Consider the following 17,496-nt stretch of genomic DNA (forward strand, 5'->3'; position numbering starts at 1 on the left):
TTGTGAATTCTCGGTGGTGAAAATGGAGAGGAACTCGTGATGGGCAAGATTGAGAATGATGCCGCACCAACATATAAACCAGTCATCTTGCCTCCATATTGTGAAGTCACATACGTGATCTACGCTAATCTTTAGGTACGTTAGTGCGATGCATTTTCAACCGCAAGGAGTGTTTCAATATTTGAACATTCATCCTTGGAGGAAAGGCTAGAGAGAAATGATTCATTCAAGACGCTCCGTTCTGGCGGTTCCAGGAAACAGCGAAAAAATGATTGGAAAGGCGCTGGATTTCCAGGTCGACCAAATCTTCTTGGATCTTGAAGATGCAGTTGCTCCAGATTCAAAATTGGCTGCGCGCACATTAGTTTCATCAACTCTCAACCAACATTTCGCGAAAGCAAGACAGTTCGCGTCCAAAATAGTAAGCGTCCGAATCAATGGTTTAGGTACTCCATGGATTGACGAGGACTTGGCTCTATTAGCGGCTGGCGCAGCAAGAGGAGTCGATACTCTCATTTTCCCGAAAGCATCTGACAGTCATGATTTAATTTGGCTTGATAGCGAGCTCGCGAAGATTGAGATGGCCTGCGGATTAACTCAGGGTGTAATTAAAGTGGATGTTCAAATTGAAAGCGCCAAAGGAGTCATTAATGCGGAAGCAATTGCAGTCTCTCCGCGTGTTGTCTCTTTAGCGTTCGGTCCTGCCGACTATATGGCTGATCTTGGAATGCCTTCCCAAATAGTTGAGAGCCGACCGGAAGGTTATGACCTGGCGGATGTGTTTCATTATCCAATGATGAAAATATTGATCGCTGCGCGCGCTGCCGGTATCGCTGCGATTGATGGTCCGACACTTGAGGTACATGATCTAGATAAGTTTAGAACGAGTGCAAGGCGTGCCTGGGCTCTTGGATTTGATGGAAAATGGGTTTTACACCCTTCCCAAATCAAACTCTGCCACGAGGTCTTTACGCCCTCTCAGGAGCAATTCGATTCTGCAATGTCTCTTCTTGAGGCCTATGAGTACTACACCTCGAGCCAAGGTGGTGCAAGAGGAGCAGTGATTTACAATGGTGCAATGATCGATGAGGCCTCAAGAAAGATGGCCTTAACCATTGCCGCCCGGGGAGGATCCGCGGGGAGGATCCGCGGGGATGAAGCAGGGGAAGCATTTCGTAAAGGGTTAGCCCCTTTTACTCATCAGAACAGACTTTTTTAGAGCAAAAAATTCATCGACGAATGAGGTAATCGCCCTTGTCGCGTCATTGAAGATTCGCTCACCCTTGGCAGCACTAGCAAGAGTTGGATCTCCCATGACTCCGTGCTCGCTATCTCGTCGGAAATCAAGGGGAATCCCAACAGGACCACCAGCACGGAAATCAATGCAGGACCAATTGGTGAGCTCCTGGGGCATCTCTTTCTCCGCAAGATTCATATGAACAGACTCGGGGCGAAGGTGGAGCATGAGAGAAGTTTCCATTTCACAACCGTGGCCCATTCCACCAATAGGCGACTCTCCGATTTCGATGAGTGTCTCTTTGATAAGTGTCCAGTACGAAAGCGCTGGAACAGAGATGCCTAAATCGTGACTGATTCGCGAGACTGTTGCAGTCAGAATTCCAGCATTTCCACCATGTCCATTTACCAACAAGAATCTATAGAAACCATGTGGCAAGAGTGAAGTTATGACCTCCACCACAATGTTGCTCATCGTCTCATTCCTCAGCGAGATTGTTCCAGGAAATCCTAAGTGGTGAGGCGAGGTACCCCACCAAATTGGTGGGGCGAGGAGAACTGAGTTCTCACTATGTAAGAAATTATTTGCGACAGTTTCTGATATTGCAGTGGCATTGAAAATGTCAGTGTCCAGTGGAAGGTGAGGTCCATGTTGCTCAATCGCACCCGTGGGAATCAAAATAAGAGTGCGGTCACGATCCAACTTATCTATATCTTGCCAGGTGTTTTTCCAGAGATGAATTTGGTTATTTGAACTCATAACTCAACGCCTATTCTATTGACCAGATTTGTTGCAAATGTTAGCGTACAACCTCAATGTATATGATCCAATGTGTTGAAGAGCGATGCATTGACGTTGCCAATGGAGTGTGTAAATAAAATGACAGTCATTCGTCGTACTGATGGCAATCGTCCGTGGGCTCCCATAGTTGGTTACTCGCGATCAGTGCGGATGGGGAATCTGATTGAGGTGAGTGGGACTTCGTCAACGACGCGCGACGGACAGGTCATGCACCCCAATGATGCCTATGGTCAGATGCGGTACATTCTCAATGAGATTGAAGGCTCAATCAAAGAACTTGGCGCAACCTTTGAAAATACGATCAGAACTCGCGTTTATATGACGAGCATTGATGATTGGCCCGCGGTTGCCAAGGCGCATGGTGAGGTATTTGCATCAATCCTTCCTGTCTGTACGTTCATTGAAGTGAGTCGGTTGATGCTTCCTGAATTATGTGTTGAAGTTGAAGCGACATTGTGGGTCTCAGAGTGAGCGCTGTGAATGGCGGGCACACCTGTGTAATTGTTACAGGCGGCGGAAGCGGCATCGGACTAGCAACAGCTCGCCGTCTGCTTGAGGACTGGCCTGGTGTAAAGATTGTCTCGGCCGATCTGCGCATCGGTGAGATCGGGAAGGTGCAAGAGGAGTTTGGCAAGGATCGTGTTCTTTTCGTTGAAGCTAATGTCTCCTCACCGGAGAGTGCTACTGAATTGGTCGCAGCGACAGTGGCCTGGGCGGGTGGCGTCTCGGGGCTAGTTAACTGTGCGGGTAATAGCACCAACGTCTCTAGTTTGGAGATGACTCCAGAGCAGTGGCACGAAGTGATGGACGTCCATATGGATGGCCATTTCTACATGAATCAGGCTGTCGCTCGGGAGATGGTGAAAAGTGGGAAGGGCGGCGCGATCGTCAATTTCTCATCCGTCGCGCATTTATTTGGATGGCCAAGGCGTCTTCCTTATGCAGTGTCTAAGGCGGGCATTGATGCACTCACCCGAACCCTTGCAGTCGAGTGGGCGGAATTTGGAATCAGAGTGAATGCCATTGCACCGGGGTATATCAATACACCGCTGGTTGTGAATGCAACGGCGAAGGGTCATTTAGATCCAACGATTGTAGGCATGCACGCCATGGGACGTTTTGGCGAGCCAGATGAAATTGCAGCTGGTGTGAAATTCTTGCTCTCAGATGATGCAAGCTTTATCACTGGCGATGTACTAAGCATTGACGGCGGATTCTCAGCCAAGAAGATTCCTTGGAAGAAATGACAATTCCTAAGATTCGGAAGATTCAAGGTCGTCGAGTCACGCTGACCTTGCCCGACCCAGTTGAATTAGGTAGTTATGTAATTCGCGCACGTGATTTCTGCGTCGCAACAGTCGAACTTGAAGATGGCACCGTTGGTTCTGCTTTTGCACTCGATCGCGGTGCACCAGTATCAGAGGCGATCAATACTCTTATTGCAACGCCATATCGCGAACTCTTTGAAGGCGATCCCGTTAAGACATGGGATCGACTTCTTCGCCAGGCGAGTCCCGCACTTTCTGCAGGTGCGGCATTGCGAGGTTTCTCCCTCGTGGATCTTGCAGCTCATGACGCGATTGCTCGGCATGAAGAGCAGACGGTTGTAGCGCGCTACGGTGGCGTGAAAAAGAAGCTCGATCAGTGGGCTGTCATCGGATATCCACCATCGCGTGGACCGGAAGAGATTGCGTGGGAAGTGCAGGCAGCGGTCAATGCGGGTGCGGTCGGCGTAAAACTTCCTGTTGGCATGTCACATGAATTGACGCGCGAACGGCTGATCGCCGCACTCGACACCAAACTCTGTGCGGTATCTACAGATCTAGCCTGGTCATGCAGGACTCCTGAGGATGCGATGAAAATCGTAGGAGGGTTGGATCTGGCTTGGGTTGAGGATCCTTTCGTGCCTGGCAGTCTTGATGAACTCCGAGGTTTGCGGTCATTACTCTCTGTTCCGCTCGCAAGTGGTGATGACGAGGGCCATCTTTACCACCCACAAGCATTTATCGAAACTGGTGCGGTAGACATGCTTCGAATGGATACGACCTGCCAAGGTGGTCTATCGCGGATGCTTATACTCAATGAATATATGGCAAATTCGGGTTTATCTATCTCATGGCACGTTTATGATGCGTGGCATTCTCAGATTGCATCCCTTATTGATTCTCCGACGTTTTCCATTGAGTATTCAGCTCCGGGTGCAAGCGTGGACCCGCTGGCGGAAATGATCTTCGCACGCAAAAGCGAGACTGTAGAGAATGACAAATTTGGATGGCAGTTCACTATGCCCGATTTACCGGATGAATCAATGGCGCTCGGTGGTGGCGCACAATGGATTCCGCTCCCCAAAAACTAGACACTCAACAAAGGATAAAGGGTGGCATCAAGCAATCCAGTTGTCCTGGTAACCGGAGGAGCGCGTGGGATCGGCTTCGCATGCTGTCAGAGTTTCTACAATGTGGGCTTCAATGTCGCTATAACAGATATGGATGCCGATGCCGCACAGGCGTCAGCGCTTGAACTTGATCCGACAGGTAAGCGCACTTTTGCGGTTGAGTTGAATGTTGCCAAGACTGAATCTGCCAACGGCGCATTTGCCCAGGTCGGAGAGCGTTTCGGTCGCATTGACGTTCTCGTCAATAACGCCGGCAATTTTCGTCAGGCTCGTTCTGCGACATACACTGACGAGGATTGGGAGTATGTGACCGGCGTTCATCTAGATGGCGCATTTCGCTGTTCACGGGCGGCCTATCCATTTTTGAAGGAATCACCGCAGAGCGCAATTGTTTCGATTTCCTCGATTATGGCGCGCATCGGGCTCCCCAAGCGATTGTCATACGCTGTATCTAAGTCGGGAATTGAAGCACTTACACGAGTGCTTGCCGTGGAATGGGCGCTGGATGGCATCCGCGTCAATGCGGTTGCGCCAGGATTCACGCACACACGAAGCCACGAAGAACTCTTAGGTAAGGGGCTCACAACTAATGAGAAGTTGTTAGATGCGATTCCCATCAAACGACTCGCCGATCCAATGGAAATCGGCAACGTGGTCCAGTTTCTTGCCTCTCCCACCGCCTCTTACATCACTGGTCAGACGGTCATTGTCGATGGTGGCGCATCGATAGATATTCGTATCTAAAATCATCATTCCTTTTCACTATGCGCAGGTTTTAACACCCGCACATCTATGCAGTTCGTTTCTTTCGAGCGGCCGCACCCAGTACCCCTGGTATTGAAGCCAGTAGTTCTTTGGTGTAATCCTGATGTGGATTGTTGAAGATGGTTTCGGTATCTCCAGATTCAACAAAGACGCCGTCTTTCATTACATAAACGCGATTTGTGAGATATCGGATAACTCCAAGATCGTGGGAAACAAGGATGATTGCGAGGCCTTGATTGAGCAACCCGCGGAAAAGGTTGAGTAACTGCGCTTGGGCACTCTGATCAATTGCTGAAGTTGGCTCGTCCGCAAGAAGCACCGATGGGTTTGCGGAGAGCGCACGAGCGACACTCACTCTCTGCCGTTGACCACCAGATAACTGCCGAGGTTTCTTCAATGCATCGAGCTGAGCGATCCCCATTCTTTTGAGCAGCTCTAGAGCCTTTGTCTCCGCTTCTTTCTTGTCGCACTCATTATGAATGCGAACGGCTTCAGCGACAGCGCTCAGCGCCGTCATTTGCGGATTGAGACTTGCATATGGGTCCTGGAAAACCATCTGAACTTGGCGCCGTGCTTCACCGATGTAGGACTTGTTCCCCTTGTAGACCGGTTGCCCGTTAAAGAAAACCTGCCCGGAAGTAGGTGGTTGAAGCCCAGCCAGAACGCGGGCAAGTGTTGATTTACCACTTCCCGATTCGCCAACGATGCCGAGAGGTTCACCAGCGGCGAGTGTGAGAGATGCATTCTTGACTGCCTCCACTTTGTGAGCGCCCGAACCAAAGGTGACGCTCACGTCTCTTGCTTCAATAATGTTCTTACTCATCGTGCGCCCTCCAATAATTCTGTATGCAAGCAGGCACTCTGGTGTGATCCACGTTCTCCGAAGAGAGGGGGATGACTCACCCCGTCTGAACAATCACTCTGCCTAAAAATGCACCTCTCCGCAAAGCGGCATCCAGTGGGCCATTCGCCAACTGAAGGAGCGTTCCCACGAATGGTGACTAATTCGCTCCCAGGCTCAGCAATGTCAATACGGGATTGATTAAGTGCGATTGTGTAAGGGTGACGAGGTATGACGAGTTCGGCTACCGAACCAACTTCAACCGTCGCACCCGCGTGCATCACGACTACGCGGTCGCAGACATCATCAATGAGTGCGAGATCGTGAGAGATGAGAATGATAGAAGTGCCAAATTCACCTCGAATCTCCTTGAGGAGTTCCATGATCTGTGACTGAACGGTTACGTCGAGACCAGTGGTCGGCTCATCTGCGATTAATAGTTTTGGCTCGCTGGCGAGTGCGCAAGCGATCATGACACGTTGCCTCATTCCCCCAGAGAGTTGATTGGGGTACTGCTTAAGCACGGTGTTAATTCGACGGATCTTCACTAGATCAAGCAGACGCTTGGACTGTTCGGCGATCGATCCTTTGCCTTCACTTTTTTGGAGTGCTTCGGCCAATTGTGCTTGAATCGTCAAGACAGGGTTGGGGCCCGCCAGGGCGCTTTGAGGAACGTATCCAATTGCCTTACCACGCAATTTCTTCCATTGTGATTCGCTCGCGTGAGCGAGATCTCGACCTTCAAATAGCACCTGTCCGCCAATTACTTTCGCCCCGCGACGCTCGAGAGTTCCGATCACACTTCGACAAACCATTGTCTTGCCCGAACCTGATTCGCCTACGATCCCAAGCATCTCGCCATAACCGATATCGAAATTTGCATTATCAACAATGACGAGAGTCTCGCGACGAGGGTGAGGAATGCCGATCTGTAGGTCGACTATTTCTAGAAGTTTCTTCTCACTCATTTTGTATTTGTCTCCCGTAATCTGCGTTGCATTCCTTCAGCGACAAATGCTACGGCGATACCCGCCCAGCACAGGGCGAGTCCCGGAAAAATTGTTGGCCACCACGCGACGGAAAGGATTTGTGTTCCATCTTTAATCATGGCTCCCCATTCCGCTTGCGGAGGAGGGGTCCCCATTCCTAGGAATGAGAGGGCGGCCACAGCAATAATCACGATAATGAAATCGCTGAGCGCATATGCACGCGTCTCAGAAGAGACATTTGGAATAATGTGCTTGAAAAGAATTCGAACCTTTGAAAAACCAAGAATTCGTGCAGCTTCGACGTATCCCTGCTGATTGACGACGACGGCTCTCGTTCGAGCGATACGCGCGTATCGAGCCCAGTTTACGAGTGAAAGCGCGAGGATGATGCTCGGGACACCGGGTCCAATAAATGCAATCAACGCGATCACGAATATGAGGAATGGGAAAGCATTGATTCCGTCAATGATTGATCCTGCAAGGGAGTTTATTCTCTTATTCCTTGAAATTCCTAAAAGAGTTCCAAGGATTGTCCCGATTATAAGTGGGATGGAGACTCCAATAATGGCAGTGCCTAAATCGATGAAGACAGCGTCGAAAACTCGCGTGAAGACATCTCTGCCCAGCAGATCTGTTCCAAAATAGTTGGTATGACTGGGCGGCGAGAGGGGAATGCCACCCGGTTCGTTTGGATCGTACTTGCTCAACCACGGGATGAGTCCTCCTGCAGCGATCATGATAATAATCATCGAGAAACCGAAATAAAGGCCAAAAGATCCTTCCCGCATTCTCTTTATGCGTTTGACCTGCTTCTCTAGTGATGTCGTTGTCATGAAAGTGTCACCCGTCGATCTAGTAGATATCCAAGAAGGTCGCCAATGAAGCTAAAGAAGACGACTATCAGTCCAAAGATCATCACAATGCCTTGGACAATCGGATAATCGCGAGTATCTACGGCAGTAATCAATTCTCGGCCAATACCTGGCAGCGAGAAGATGGTCTCCATGATTACGGTTCCGCCAATCATGACGCCAATCATGTAACTCAGCAGCACAACTGTCGGTGCGAGAGAAGGGCGAAGGAGATAGGACCAGTAGAAACGAATTCTTCCTACGCCGCGGATAACGCCGGTTTCGACAAATTCTTCGTCAAGTGTGTCCATCAAAGAACTATGGAGAACGCGAGAAAGAACAGGGACGAGCGAACCGCAATTCACGAGAGCTGGCAGCCAGAGATAATGAAGGTTTGCAGGGAAACTTCCTTCATAGCCTGCGGCTGGAGCCCAATTTAACCGAATGCCAAAGACTAAGAGACCGACGACTGCAAGAAAGAAGCCTGGAAGCGCGAGGGAGACTGAAGTGAATGCACGAAAGAGGTACGTTGTAAATTGATTCTTGCTCTGTGCGACAAAGAGAGCGATCGGGATGGCTAAGAGTGCGCCGAGGCCAATTGAGAGAGCAATGATCATGAGCGTCACTGGAAGGTGAGTGCCGATGACCTCACTTACCGAACGACCTGAGAAATATGAAAAGCCAAGATCCCCTCGGAAAACGCCGATCAGATAGTGATAGAACTGAAAAAGGATATTTTGGTCTAAGCCCAACTTGTGACGCATCACTTCGACTTGCTTTTCAGTGGATTCGATTCCGAGAGCTATTCGAACTGGGTCGCCAGGACTAAGCCGAATCATCAAGAAGGCAATGACCATTACCCAGAAGCCCACGCTGAGCGAACGAAGGGCTCGCCCTAGGAACATTCTCCGTAATGCTGCCCGATTTCGATTTGCAGTCTCTGTCTCTTTTTCGACTGTCGAGGGAGATTCTGTGTTCGCCTCTGTCATTCACTTCCTCCTTGATGCATTTTAGTAATTGCAGTGAAAAAGGTGGGGAACCATGCCCCACCTTTTTCACTCGTATTACGTGTACTTGCTTAACGTAGTGGTGGGGTCTGCTTTACATAGTAATTGTCGTTGCCTGCAACGTTCTGGAAAATATTGGCAGGTAAACGAGTTGCACCGTAAACGGCACGCTGTCCAAGAGGAATATGTGCTGATTCGTTCCAGATGGCCAATTCTACTTGGGCAAGAAGTGCCTTCTTCTGGGAAACAGGAGACGTATCAATCTTGTTGAGGAGTGCATCGTTTGAACCTGCACCAGTCCAGACTGTGAGCGCACCTGTTGATCCATAGTAAGTACGGAGCAACTGTGTTGGGATTGCGCCTGTGCCGCCGATGAACTGAACATCGTAAGCACCAGAGGTCAAAGCTGCTACACCAACAGCGTCTGCCTGAGGAACAACGGTGGCATTAACGCCGATCTTCTTCCAGTCAGCGGCAATAAGGCTTGCAGCGTCTGGCCATCCAGCACGGGTCATGACCATGATATTGATATCAAAGCCCTTTGAATATCCGGCTTCGGCGAGAAGTTCTTTTGCCTTATCGAGGTCCTGTGCGATTCCACCAGGGCGCATGCATGTTGCAAGACGGCTCGATTGCCAAACCACAGTACAACTTGGTTTGACGTCACCGAAGAAGGCGACATCACCCATGCGCTTTCGGTCAATAGCGTAGGACAGTGCTTGACGTACCTTTGCATCACGCCATGGCTTGCCTGCAGTCATAGTGCGCAAATTGAAGTCAAGAGAGAATGTGCCTTGAAGCTGCACAGGTATTCCGCGGAAAGTTTTCTTGTCGGAGAGCTGTGCTCGAGCTACAGCAGCAGGAAGGTCGAACGCGTAATCAATGGTTCCCTGACGAAGTGCGACAACGCGAGTTGTGGCATCTGGGATGGCCAAGAACTTGATTTCGTCAACGGCTGGCTTTGCCCAGTAATTTGGGTTCACCTTTAAAGTGATTTCATCAGAACCTGGCGTCCATGACTTAATCTCATAAGGACCAGCGCTGAGTGGGTTGTCCCAGTACTTCGCATTTCCTTCGGCTTTGCTCCGTGGATTCATGAAGAAGTAAAGGCTTGCAAGCGAGTATGGAAGATCATCAAAACGTGTATTGAGTGTGATGACGATTGTTGAAGTGTCTGTTGCCGTGATGTTTTTCACTGCACTGAGCACAGGTGGCACACCGCCACTCTTGAAGAGTTCCCACATGTAAACAGCATCATCTGCCTGTACTGGAGTAACACCGTCTGAGTACTTGAGACCAGTCTTTAACTTGATTGTCCAGACCAGTCCGTTTGTTGAGACCTTTCTTGAAGCAACTAAGTCAAATACGGGACGCCCACTTGAGTTGATGCGCCATAGAGCACCCTGAATCAGGTACTTTGTGATGTAGTTCTGATTCTGTGTTCGCGCACTTGATAGAGGATCGAAAGAAACGACCTTTCCGACGAGGGCGACAGTGATGGAATCACAGTGCGAAATTGAAGATGGCGTATTGAGTTTGCATTTCGCCCCAGTTGCAGCATTGGCCGCAGGAACTCCAACGAGAAGAGTTCCGGCAAGCGATACCACCGCGAGCTGGGTAACCACCATTCGTAAATTACGAATTTTCATTCATTACTTCCTTTGTTAGTGATCTCGTGTCTGTCCTGGGGCGTAGGAGCTCAGGATCAGGACCTCCATGAGCTTGAGAGATAGTAATCACAAAAATTCTGGCTGGCAACGTTTTTTTATGTAACAATCGCGTCACAATCTATCGACCGAGCGGTGAGGGTTCGCGCCTGACTCTTATCCGAACAAGCGTGAGGAGCGGAGTTGTGATGGTTAAAAAACGAAATGTTCGCTCTACCCGAACGCGTGAGCGTGGAAGAGCGAACTAATCATTACATCGAATCAAAGTAAGAATATATTTCAAGTTCTCGCACGGGGCTACTTTGGGGGTGGATGAGAAGAAAATGATTCTCTCCTCGTTGCAACATCCCAATTATCGGATTTTTTTCATTGGGTCATCAATTTCCAGTATTGGAACGTGGGTGCACCGCATCGCACAGGATTGGTTGGTCCTCGAACTCACAAATAGCGGGCAAGCACTTGGCATAGTTGTCAGCGCACAATTCCTACCCGGATTCTTTTTTAGCCTCTCGGGCGGGTCTCTCGCTGATCGATTTGATCGCAGGAAAGCTCTGATTCTCTGCAACTTCTTTGGAAGCCTTATTTCTCTTCTGCTCGGTCTTTTGGTGATAACCGGCAAGGTGAACGTAATAGTAGTAACCGTCGCCGCTTTTTTACTAGGCACAACAAACGCAATTGATGGTCCAATCCGGCAAAGTTATTACGTAATTCTTGTAGGAGAGAAGGATTTACCAAATGCATTGAGCTTGAATTCCGCAAATCTCAATATTGGCCGTCTCATTGGACCCGTGTTGTCAGGTGTGCTCATCGAACGCTTCGGCACCGGACCTTCTTTCATTATTAATTCTGTCACCTTTATTGCCGTGCTGTGCTCGCTGGTCCTCATAAAACCAGAATTGTATGAAACAGAGCAGCACGCCAGAGAGGACGACCAAGGCGCGAGGCTGCGATCAGGCGTGAACCATGTGCTTACAAAGCCAGAGTTATATATGTCGATTTTGGCAGTTTCATTCCTTGCCATGTGGGGACAAGATATGCAGATTACTTCGGCGATGATGGCTAAAGGTACTTTCGCGCGTGGCGCTGCGTCTTTTGGGGTTCTCGGTTCTTCACTTGCTCTCGGAGCGATCGTTGGAGCCTTGGTTTTCGCTAGAAATAGGGCCCTTCCGACGGTCAGAAATGTTGGTATATCAGCATTGAAAATGTCTGCAGCGTGGTTCATTGCCAGTGTGGCTCCAAATTTCGTTCTATACGCGGTTGCTCTCTTTTTTTGTGGGTATTTCGCCATGGGAGTAAATATTTCCGGAAACGGAAGTTTGCGCACATATTCATCACCTCGCTTTTATGGTCGAGCATGGGGAATATACATTTTTGTTTGGCAGACCCTAATCGCACTTGGCGCACCAATTTTGGGTTGGATCAACCAGAACTTCTCTCCACGGATCGCTATCGGGTTTGGTGCAGTGATGGCGGCAGTGATGGCAATTTACGTTCTAGAAAGATTTGGAAGTAACGAAACGAAAGCAGCACGAGTTACATAGTGAGACATTATCTCGTTCTTATTGACACAGAGGTTTCCCAGTGCTTAAGTACGAGAAATCACGGGAACATCCATAGCGGACAATCGTGAAAGGTTTCAGAAAAATGACATCCACTGATTCACCCAATGCAAGTTTGACCCCACGCACAGTTATTTGGCGCGAAGACATGAGCGCACTTCGCATGGGAATTGCACAGGCGGATATCACTCCTCCAATTGGAATTGAATCTGGCGTGTGGGGCGCAAGCAAGCATTCCCGGTCAGAGTCCGTTCACCATGGATTATTCCTCACTGCTGTAGCCCGTGAAGACGAACACGATCAAAAGAAGTTCATCGTCGGTATTGATCTTTGCGTACTTGGATGTCTTGAATGTGGAGAGAACCTTCTTGCGAGAATTGCTTCGGAATTGGCGATTGATCAGAGTGATCTGCTCTTTTCCTCGAGCCACTCTCACTCAACACCGCTTCCATGCATTCACCGTGCGCGCAAAGATGGCAGCGAACTTGTGCCGGGCTTTATCGAGCAAATTGTCGCCGGAACTGTTAAGGCATGTAAGGAAGCTGCTGCGAATATCCAAGATGTTGATATTACGTGGGCTTATGGGAAGTGCGACTTGGCTGTGAATAGGGATCTTCCTTGTGGATCGCAAGAAGTAGTCGCTTTCAATCCTGATATTCCAGCCGATGACACCCTAGCGGTAGGTCGTATTGCTGACCGTAACGGAAAGACCATCGGAACAATTGTGAATTACGCCTGTCATCCAACGACTCTGGCGTGGGAAAATCGCGCCATTTCTCCGGACTATGTTGGAGAAGCGCGCAAGATCGTCCAACTTGCAACCGGAGCACCCATGCTCTTTCTGCAAGGTGCGTCCGGTGACTTATCCCCGCGCGATGGGTTCAGCGGTGACACACATCTGGCTGATAAGAATGGAACTAATCTGGGTCATTCGGTTTTAGCAACGCTGGCATCGATGCAGTCACCGGCTAGAGAATTGAGATGGCAAGGAATTGTCGAATCCGGAGCCCTACTAGGGGTTTGGCGTGAATTTCCGACTCGTGGACCTTCAACTCTGAAAGAGACTCGCCTTGACGTTGCGGTGCGAGTGAAGGAAATGAAGAGCATTGACGAACTTCGTGAGGAGTGGGCTGGAATCGATTCAGACGCTTTAGAAGAGCGCATCCAACGTGCCACCCGGCTTCGCCTCGGTTATGAATCAGGACAATTGGTCACCCATCCTGTTTGGGTCTGGCAATGGGGCGAAGCAATTTTTGTCGCTCAGCCTGGCGAGGCTTATTCATATCTTCAGATCGAACTTCGCAAACGTAACCCCGATCGAATTATCTTCGTGATGAATTTGACTAACTATCCAGGCCTTTTCTATCTGCCGATCAGATCAGCCTACGTCGCACCTGCCTATCAAGCATGGCAGACGCTATTAGCTCCGGGATGCATAGAGGAAGTTGTTGGTCACGTTGATAGATACATCAAGGAATCCATCGGGAAGAAAAAAGGGGAGAAGAAATAGACATGAGTAGCAAAGCCGACCTGCGCCCTGAAAATATCCTGTGGGAACCACCAACGACGCGGATGCGTGCCGGAGTGGCTCAACGGGAGATAAACCCACCAATTGGAATACGCACGGCGAGTTGGGGTGCGGCTAAGCGTCACGTTGCCACTGGCATTCACAACGCAATTACTACGACGGCTATGGCGGTGATCCCTGAAGCAGGACCGGTGAATTACTTGGTCACGGTCGACTGGGGTTGGTGGCAGGGCAAAGCCGATGATTTGGCAGTTCGAGGAGAAGTAATCAAGGCACTCAGCATCGAAGAGAATCAACTGATGCTCCATCTCACTCATACTCATGCTGGACCAACTACGGCTTCAGATGTCGCTCATGAAGAAGGTGGCGAATTTGTCGCTGCCTATCATGCAAAGGCAATCTCACAGATTGTCGCAGCATGTGAAGAAGCCCGCGATCACGCCGTCGTAGCGAATATCACCTGGGCGTATGGAAAGTGTGATTTGGCAGTAAATCGCGACCTTCCGTGTGGAGTCGAAGATGTTCTGGCGTACAACCCTGATGTTCCAGCCGACGACACTCTGACCGTTGGTCGAGTGTGCGACGAATCCGGGAAAGTTCTAGGTGTTGTTGTGAATTACGCGTGCCATCCGACGACTCTTGCATGGGCAAACAGCAAAGTTTCACCAGACTTTGTGGGAGAAGCACGTCTTCTCATTCAAGATCGAGTGAAAGCGCCGATGCTTTTCCTGCAAGGAGCTTCTGGCGATCTCTCTCCACGTGATGGCTTTAGCGGGGACACCGATTTAGCGGACAAGAATGGTCGCATATTGGGCTTCGCGACTCTCGCCGTGCTTGAGAAAATGCTCCCATCTGCAACGCGAATTCGTTTTACCAACACCGTCGAATCGGGTGCCCTATTAGGTGAATGGACTCAAGAGCCTTTCAATCCTCAGAGTACAAGCAAAACTGTCCGCATAGATGTTGACGTGCCTCTTCAGAAATTGCCATCAATTGAAGAGCTGGAAGAGCGCTGGAAGGATATCGACGCTGGTGCAAGAGAGACGAGAATTCGGCGCGCAATGAAGTTACGTGCGGGATACATTGTTGATGGCGCCGCAACACACCCAGTGTGGATCTGGATGTGGGGAGACGCCGTCATTGTGGGTCAACCGGGAGAGGCTTACTCTCAATTCCAAACTGAACTACGTCGCCGAAATCCTGATCGGGTTATCTCGGTTCTCAATTGCACAAACGGGCCGGGATATATGTACATCCCAACACCAGAGGCCTTTGAGCGCGTGCGTTATCAAGCGTGGCAAACGCTACTTGCCACAGGAGCCCTCGAATTAATTATCGACGCAACCGACAAGGCGATCAAGTCACTCCCCAAAAATTAGAGGATGAGATGTCTATAGCCATGTCTTCAGTTGAATTGATCAAACTGGCTGAAATCGATCGAGTAGTTCCCTCGTTGAGTCGAGTCTTGTGTGGTGTCGCACAGCGAGACATCACGCCCCCAGTTGGGATCCAATCCAATCCATGGGGTAAAAGTGAAAGTGCTCGATCAACAGGAGTTCATCATCCTTTGATGGCCAATGTCATGGTGCTTAAAGGGCTCCATAATGATGGAGGAGAACTCTTCTTAGTTACTCTAGATATTGGCTGGATCGGTTGCTATGAATGCGATGTCATTAACTTTAGAACTCGAGTGGTAAATGAACTGGGGATCGAAATAGATGATCTTCTCGTTAATCTGAGTCAGACGCATAAGGGTCCACCATTTTGCATTCACGAGGCGACGCGCGAGGGAGCCGAGTTGGTCCCGGCGTTTATTGAGAACGTTATTACTTCTGTTATCGCCATTTGCCAAGAGGCGCGGACCAAAGTTGAAGAGGTAGATATTACATGGGCGTACGGGAAATGCGATCTCGCTAACGTGCGAGATCTACCATTAGGGGAGACCGACTTCGTCGGTTACAACCCAAACCTTGTTGCCGATGACACATTAACTGTTGCTTGTGTAACGACAATCGCAGGGAAATCAGTGGCAACACTGGCAAACTATGGATGCCACCCCACGACGCTTGGATGGGAATGTGATCTCATTTCGCCAGATTTTGTCGGGCAAGCACGGAAGGTAGTCGAGGCAAAGACTGGAGCCCCATTCTTCTATCTCCAAGGCGCTTGCGGAAACTTAGGTCCGCGAGAGCAGTACGTGGGCGATTCCGCCGTCGCCGATCGCAATGGAGAAATTCTTGGCTATGCAACTCTAGCGACTCTCGCCAAAATGTTTCCGCCGGCATCGGAATATCGTCTCACGGAACTAGTACGTTCAGGCGCTGATTTAGCAAAGTGGACGTTTGTAGCCGCAAAACCATCGACGATTGTAAAGAGGGAACGAGTTAATGTGCGGATGAAGCACAAGAAACTTTTAACTGAAGAGCAAATGCGGGTGAATTGGCATGACGTGAATCCGCGAATCGTCAATATGAGAGTTCAAAAGCAATTGGGAATTCGTCTCAATTACGTGGATGACGATCATGTCAATCATCCTGTATGGCTCTGGCAAATTGGCGATGCAGTAATGGTCGCGCATTGCGGAGAAGCATATTTTGAGATGCAGCAAGAATTGCGTCGTCGCCACCCAGAACGTGTCATTATGTTCATGGATATGACCAATGGTCCCGGATATGTCTATATCCCGACTCGTAGCGCTTATGCCCGAAACGCCTACCAATCCTGGCAGACGATTTTGGCTCCAGGGTCTTTCGAAGAAATGGTTGAGTTCCTGGATAAATCCATTTCGACTTTTTTGAAAACTAACGAGAGTTAACCTCTCACTCTGGTAACTCGTCGATGGATCCGTATGCCTTTCCGATGACTGCTACTAAATCACCAATAACAACGCGTGGGAAACCTCGCATCACTCCGACTACACCGGATTGCGGTGCGAGGACCTCGATGGCAGGAGCAGATGGGTGATCCATATTGTGAATGAGTCCAACCGGTGAGCCTTCTTCAACGGCTTCGCCGAGGGGAATGAGATTCTCATAGACCCCGGAATCCATTGCGTGGACATATGATCGTGAACCACGCATATCCAGAAACACGGGAGCAGAGAGTCCAAGTTCTTCACGAGTTTTTGAAGGGGCTAATAGAACTCCGGAGTGTGCCAGGGCATTTCTGAGTCCGTCCTTGGCAATCTTCGTTGTTTCGAATGTTGCAACACCGGCGCCACCAAGTTCGGTTGTATAAATATTCTTTCCTTGCCGTTCGGCATCGCCTGGAAGTAGTGAAGCCGGATTTGTCCCTGGCTGCTCAGGGAAAATCAAGTGATGACTGGTGTTCCACGCGATCATGCTTGAAATCATTTTTGCGCGCTGCGCCTTGTTGCTGGACCAGACCATGTGTGAGCATGGAATGAAATACATTCCTCGCCCACCGCTATGCATGTCCATGACGGAGTCTGACATCGGAAAGAGTTCGGTTGAAATGAAGTGAGCGAGTTTGTCACTTACTGCGCCATTTTCATCTCCTGGAAATGAGCGATTGAAATTCACACCTGAAGGCCAATGGCGAGTTCCGGCCTTTGATGCAGCCTGCGATAGACAGGGGATGATGATCACTCGGCCCCGAATCTGTTCTGGCATTAATTCACGAGCGAGTTCGGCAGCGGCAAACTGCCCTTCATACTCATCGCCGTGATTTCCCGCGAGTACGAGAACCGTTGGACCTTCCCCATTCTTAATTTTGATGATCGGAACATGGAAATTCGCCCAACCGCTCGCGTTGGTCGAGTCCCCAATGACGAGATACCCCTTATTTTTGCCATCCGCGTTGAGATCAAAGGATGGGGCGACAGTTCCGCTCATTT

16 protein-coding genes are annotated in these 17,496 nt (G+C 49.7%); 9 read left to right on the forward strand and 7 right to left on the reverse strand.

The window, feature by feature from the left end; genetic code table 11:
• The first annotated feature begins 217 nt into the window (after nucleotides 1–217).
• The gene (locus tag VMW30_04185; protein HUW87557.1) at nucleotides 218–1,219 is read left to right on the forward strand and encodes a CoA ester lyase; all 1,002 of its coding nucleotides are present in this window, start codon (nucleotides 218–220) and stop codon (nucleotides 1,217–1,219) included.
• On the opposite strand, the gene VMW30_04190 is transcribed toward VMW30_04185, so the two are convergent.
• Complete coding sequence (locus VMW30_04190) at nucleotides 1,184–1,996, reverse strand: creatininase family protein (protein ID HUW87558.1); 813 nt, start codon at nucleotides 1,994–1,996, stop codon at nucleotides 1,184–1,186. The two genes, VMW30_04185 and VMW30_04190, sit on opposite strands and share 36 nt — an antisense overlap.
• 120 nt (nucleotides 1,997–2,116) lie before the next feature.
• Here VMW30_04190 and VMW30_04195 point away from each other — a divergent pair, with 120 nt between their 5' ends.
• The 4 genes from VMW30_04195 to VMW30_04210 are packed head-to-tail and all read left to right on the forward strand — an operon-like array spanning nucleotide 2,117 to nucleotide 5,177.
• Nucleotides 2,117–2,509, forward strand: coding sequence for a Rid family hydrolase (locus tag VMW30_04195; GenBank protein ID HUW87559.1), 393 nt, complete (start codon nucleotides 2,117–2,119; stop codon nucleotides 2,507–2,509).
• The gene (locus VMW30_04200; protein HUW87560.1) at nucleotides 2,506–3,285 is read left to right on the forward strand and encodes an SDR family NAD(P)-dependent oxidoreductase; all 780 of its coding nucleotides are present in this window, start codon (nucleotides 2,506–2,508) and stop codon (nucleotides 3,283–3,285) included. The genes VMW30_04195 and VMW30_04200 overlap by 4 nt, the downstream gene beginning before the upstream one ends.
• Nucleotides 3,282–4,394, forward strand: a complete 1,113-nt coding sequence (locus VMW30_04205) for an enolase C-terminal domain-like protein (GenBank protein ID HUW87561.1) — start codon at nucleotides 3,282–3,284, stop codon at nucleotides 4,392–4,394. The genes VMW30_04200 and VMW30_04205 overlap by 4 nt, the downstream gene beginning before the upstream one ends.
• Nucleotides 4,395–4,415: 21 nt before the next feature.
• Nucleotides 4,416–5,177 carry an SDR family NAD(P)-dependent oxidoreductase gene (locus tag VMW30_04210; GenBank protein ID HUW87562.1) on the forward strand — a complete coding sequence of 254 codons (762 nt, stop codon included), beginning with the start codon at nucleotides 4,416–4,418 and terminating at the stop codon, nucleotides 5,175–5,177.
• Nucleotides 5,178–5,223: 46 nt separating this feature from the next.
• Here the strand turns inward: VMW30_04210 and VMW30_04215 are convergent, their stop codons facing one another.
• From VMW30_04215 to VMW30_04235, 5 genes are all read right to left on the reverse strand, one after another.
• Nucleotides 5,224–6,021 carry an ABC transporter ATP-binding protein gene (locus VMW30_04215; GenBank protein HUW87563.1) on the reverse strand — a complete coding sequence of 266 codons (798 nt, stop codon included), beginning with the start codon at nucleotides 6,019–6,021 and terminating at the stop codon, nucleotides 5,224–5,226.
• Nucleotides 6,018–7,007: an ABC transporter ATP-binding protein gene (locus tag VMW30_04220; GenBank protein ID HUW87564.1), complete on the reverse strand. Its 990-nt coding sequence runs from the start codon at nucleotides 7,005–7,007 to the stop codon at nucleotides 6,018–6,020. The genes VMW30_04215 and VMW30_04220 overlap by 4 nt, the downstream gene beginning before the upstream one ends.
• On the reverse strand, nucleotides 7,004–7,861 hold the full coding sequence (locus VMW30_04225) for an ABC transporter permease (protein HUW87565.1): 858 nt from the start codon (nucleotides 7,859–7,861) through the stop codon (nucleotides 7,004–7,006). The genes VMW30_04220 and VMW30_04225 overlap by 4 nt, the downstream gene beginning before the upstream one ends.
• Nucleotides 7,858–8,868 carry an ABC transporter permease gene (locus VMW30_04230; protein HUW87566.1) on the reverse strand — a complete coding sequence of 337 codons (1,011 nt, stop codon included), beginning with the start codon at nucleotides 8,866–8,868 and terminating at the stop codon, nucleotides 7,858–7,860. The genes VMW30_04225 and VMW30_04230 overlap by 4 nt, the downstream gene beginning before the upstream one ends.
• Nucleotides 8,869–8,957: 89 nt before the next feature.
• The gene (locus VMW30_04235; GenBank protein ID HUW87567.1) at nucleotides 8,958–10,535 is read right to left on the reverse strand and encodes an ABC transporter substrate-binding protein; all 1,578 of its coding nucleotides are present in this window, start codon (nucleotides 10,533–10,535) and stop codon (nucleotides 8,958–8,960) included.
• 326 nt (nucleotides 10,536–10,861) lie between these two features.
• Here VMW30_04235 and VMW30_04240 point away from each other — a divergent pair, with 326 nt between their 5' ends.
• The 4 genes from VMW30_04240 (at nucleotide 10,862) to VMW30_04255 (ending at nucleotide 16,455) form a co-directional block, all read left to right on the forward strand.
• Complete coding sequence (locus VMW30_04240) at nucleotides 10,862–12,094, forward strand: MFS transporter (GenBank protein HUW87568.1); 1,233 nt, start codon at nucleotides 10,862–10,864, stop codon at nucleotides 12,092–12,094.
• A gap of 103 nt (nucleotides 12,095–12,197) precedes the next feature.
• Nucleotides 12,198–13,622, forward strand: a complete 1,425-nt coding sequence (locus VMW30_04245) for a neutral/alkaline non-lysosomal ceramidase N-terminal domain-containing protein (protein ID HUW87569.1) — start codon at nucleotides 12,198–12,200, stop codon at nucleotides 13,620–13,622.
• 2 nt (nucleotides 13,623–13,624) lie between these two features.
• Nucleotides 13,625–15,019 (forward strand): neutral/alkaline non-lysosomal ceramidase N-terminal domain-containing protein, encoded by a 1,395-nt coding sequence (locus VMW30_04250; protein HUW87570.1) that lies wholly within the window; start codon nucleotides 13,625–13,627, stop codon nucleotides 15,017–15,019.
• Between the two features lie 20 nt (nucleotides 15,020–15,039).
• Nucleotides 15,040–16,455 carry a hypothetical protein gene (locus tag VMW30_04255; GenBank protein HUW87571.1) on the forward strand — a complete coding sequence of 472 codons (1,416 nt, stop codon included), beginning with the start codon at nucleotides 15,040–15,042 and terminating at the stop codon, nucleotides 16,453–16,455.
• Nucleotides 16,456–16,459: 4 nt separating this feature from the next.
• On the opposite strand, the gene VMW30_04260 is transcribed toward VMW30_04255, so the two are convergent.
• On the reverse strand, nucleotides 16,460–17,494 hold the full coding sequence (locus VMW30_04260; GenBank protein HUW87572.1) for a succinylglutamate desuccinylase/aspartoacylase family protein: 1,035 nt from the start codon (nucleotides 17,492–17,494) through the stop codon (nucleotides 16,460–16,462).
• Nucleotides 17,495–17,496: the final 2 nt, after the last annotated feature.

The sequence above is a fragment of the Candidatus Paceibacterota bacterium genome, assembly GCA_035530615.1.
Taxonomy (GTDB): domain Bacteria; phylum Actinomycetota; class Actinomycetes; order Nanopelagicales; family Nanopelagicaceae; genus QYPT01.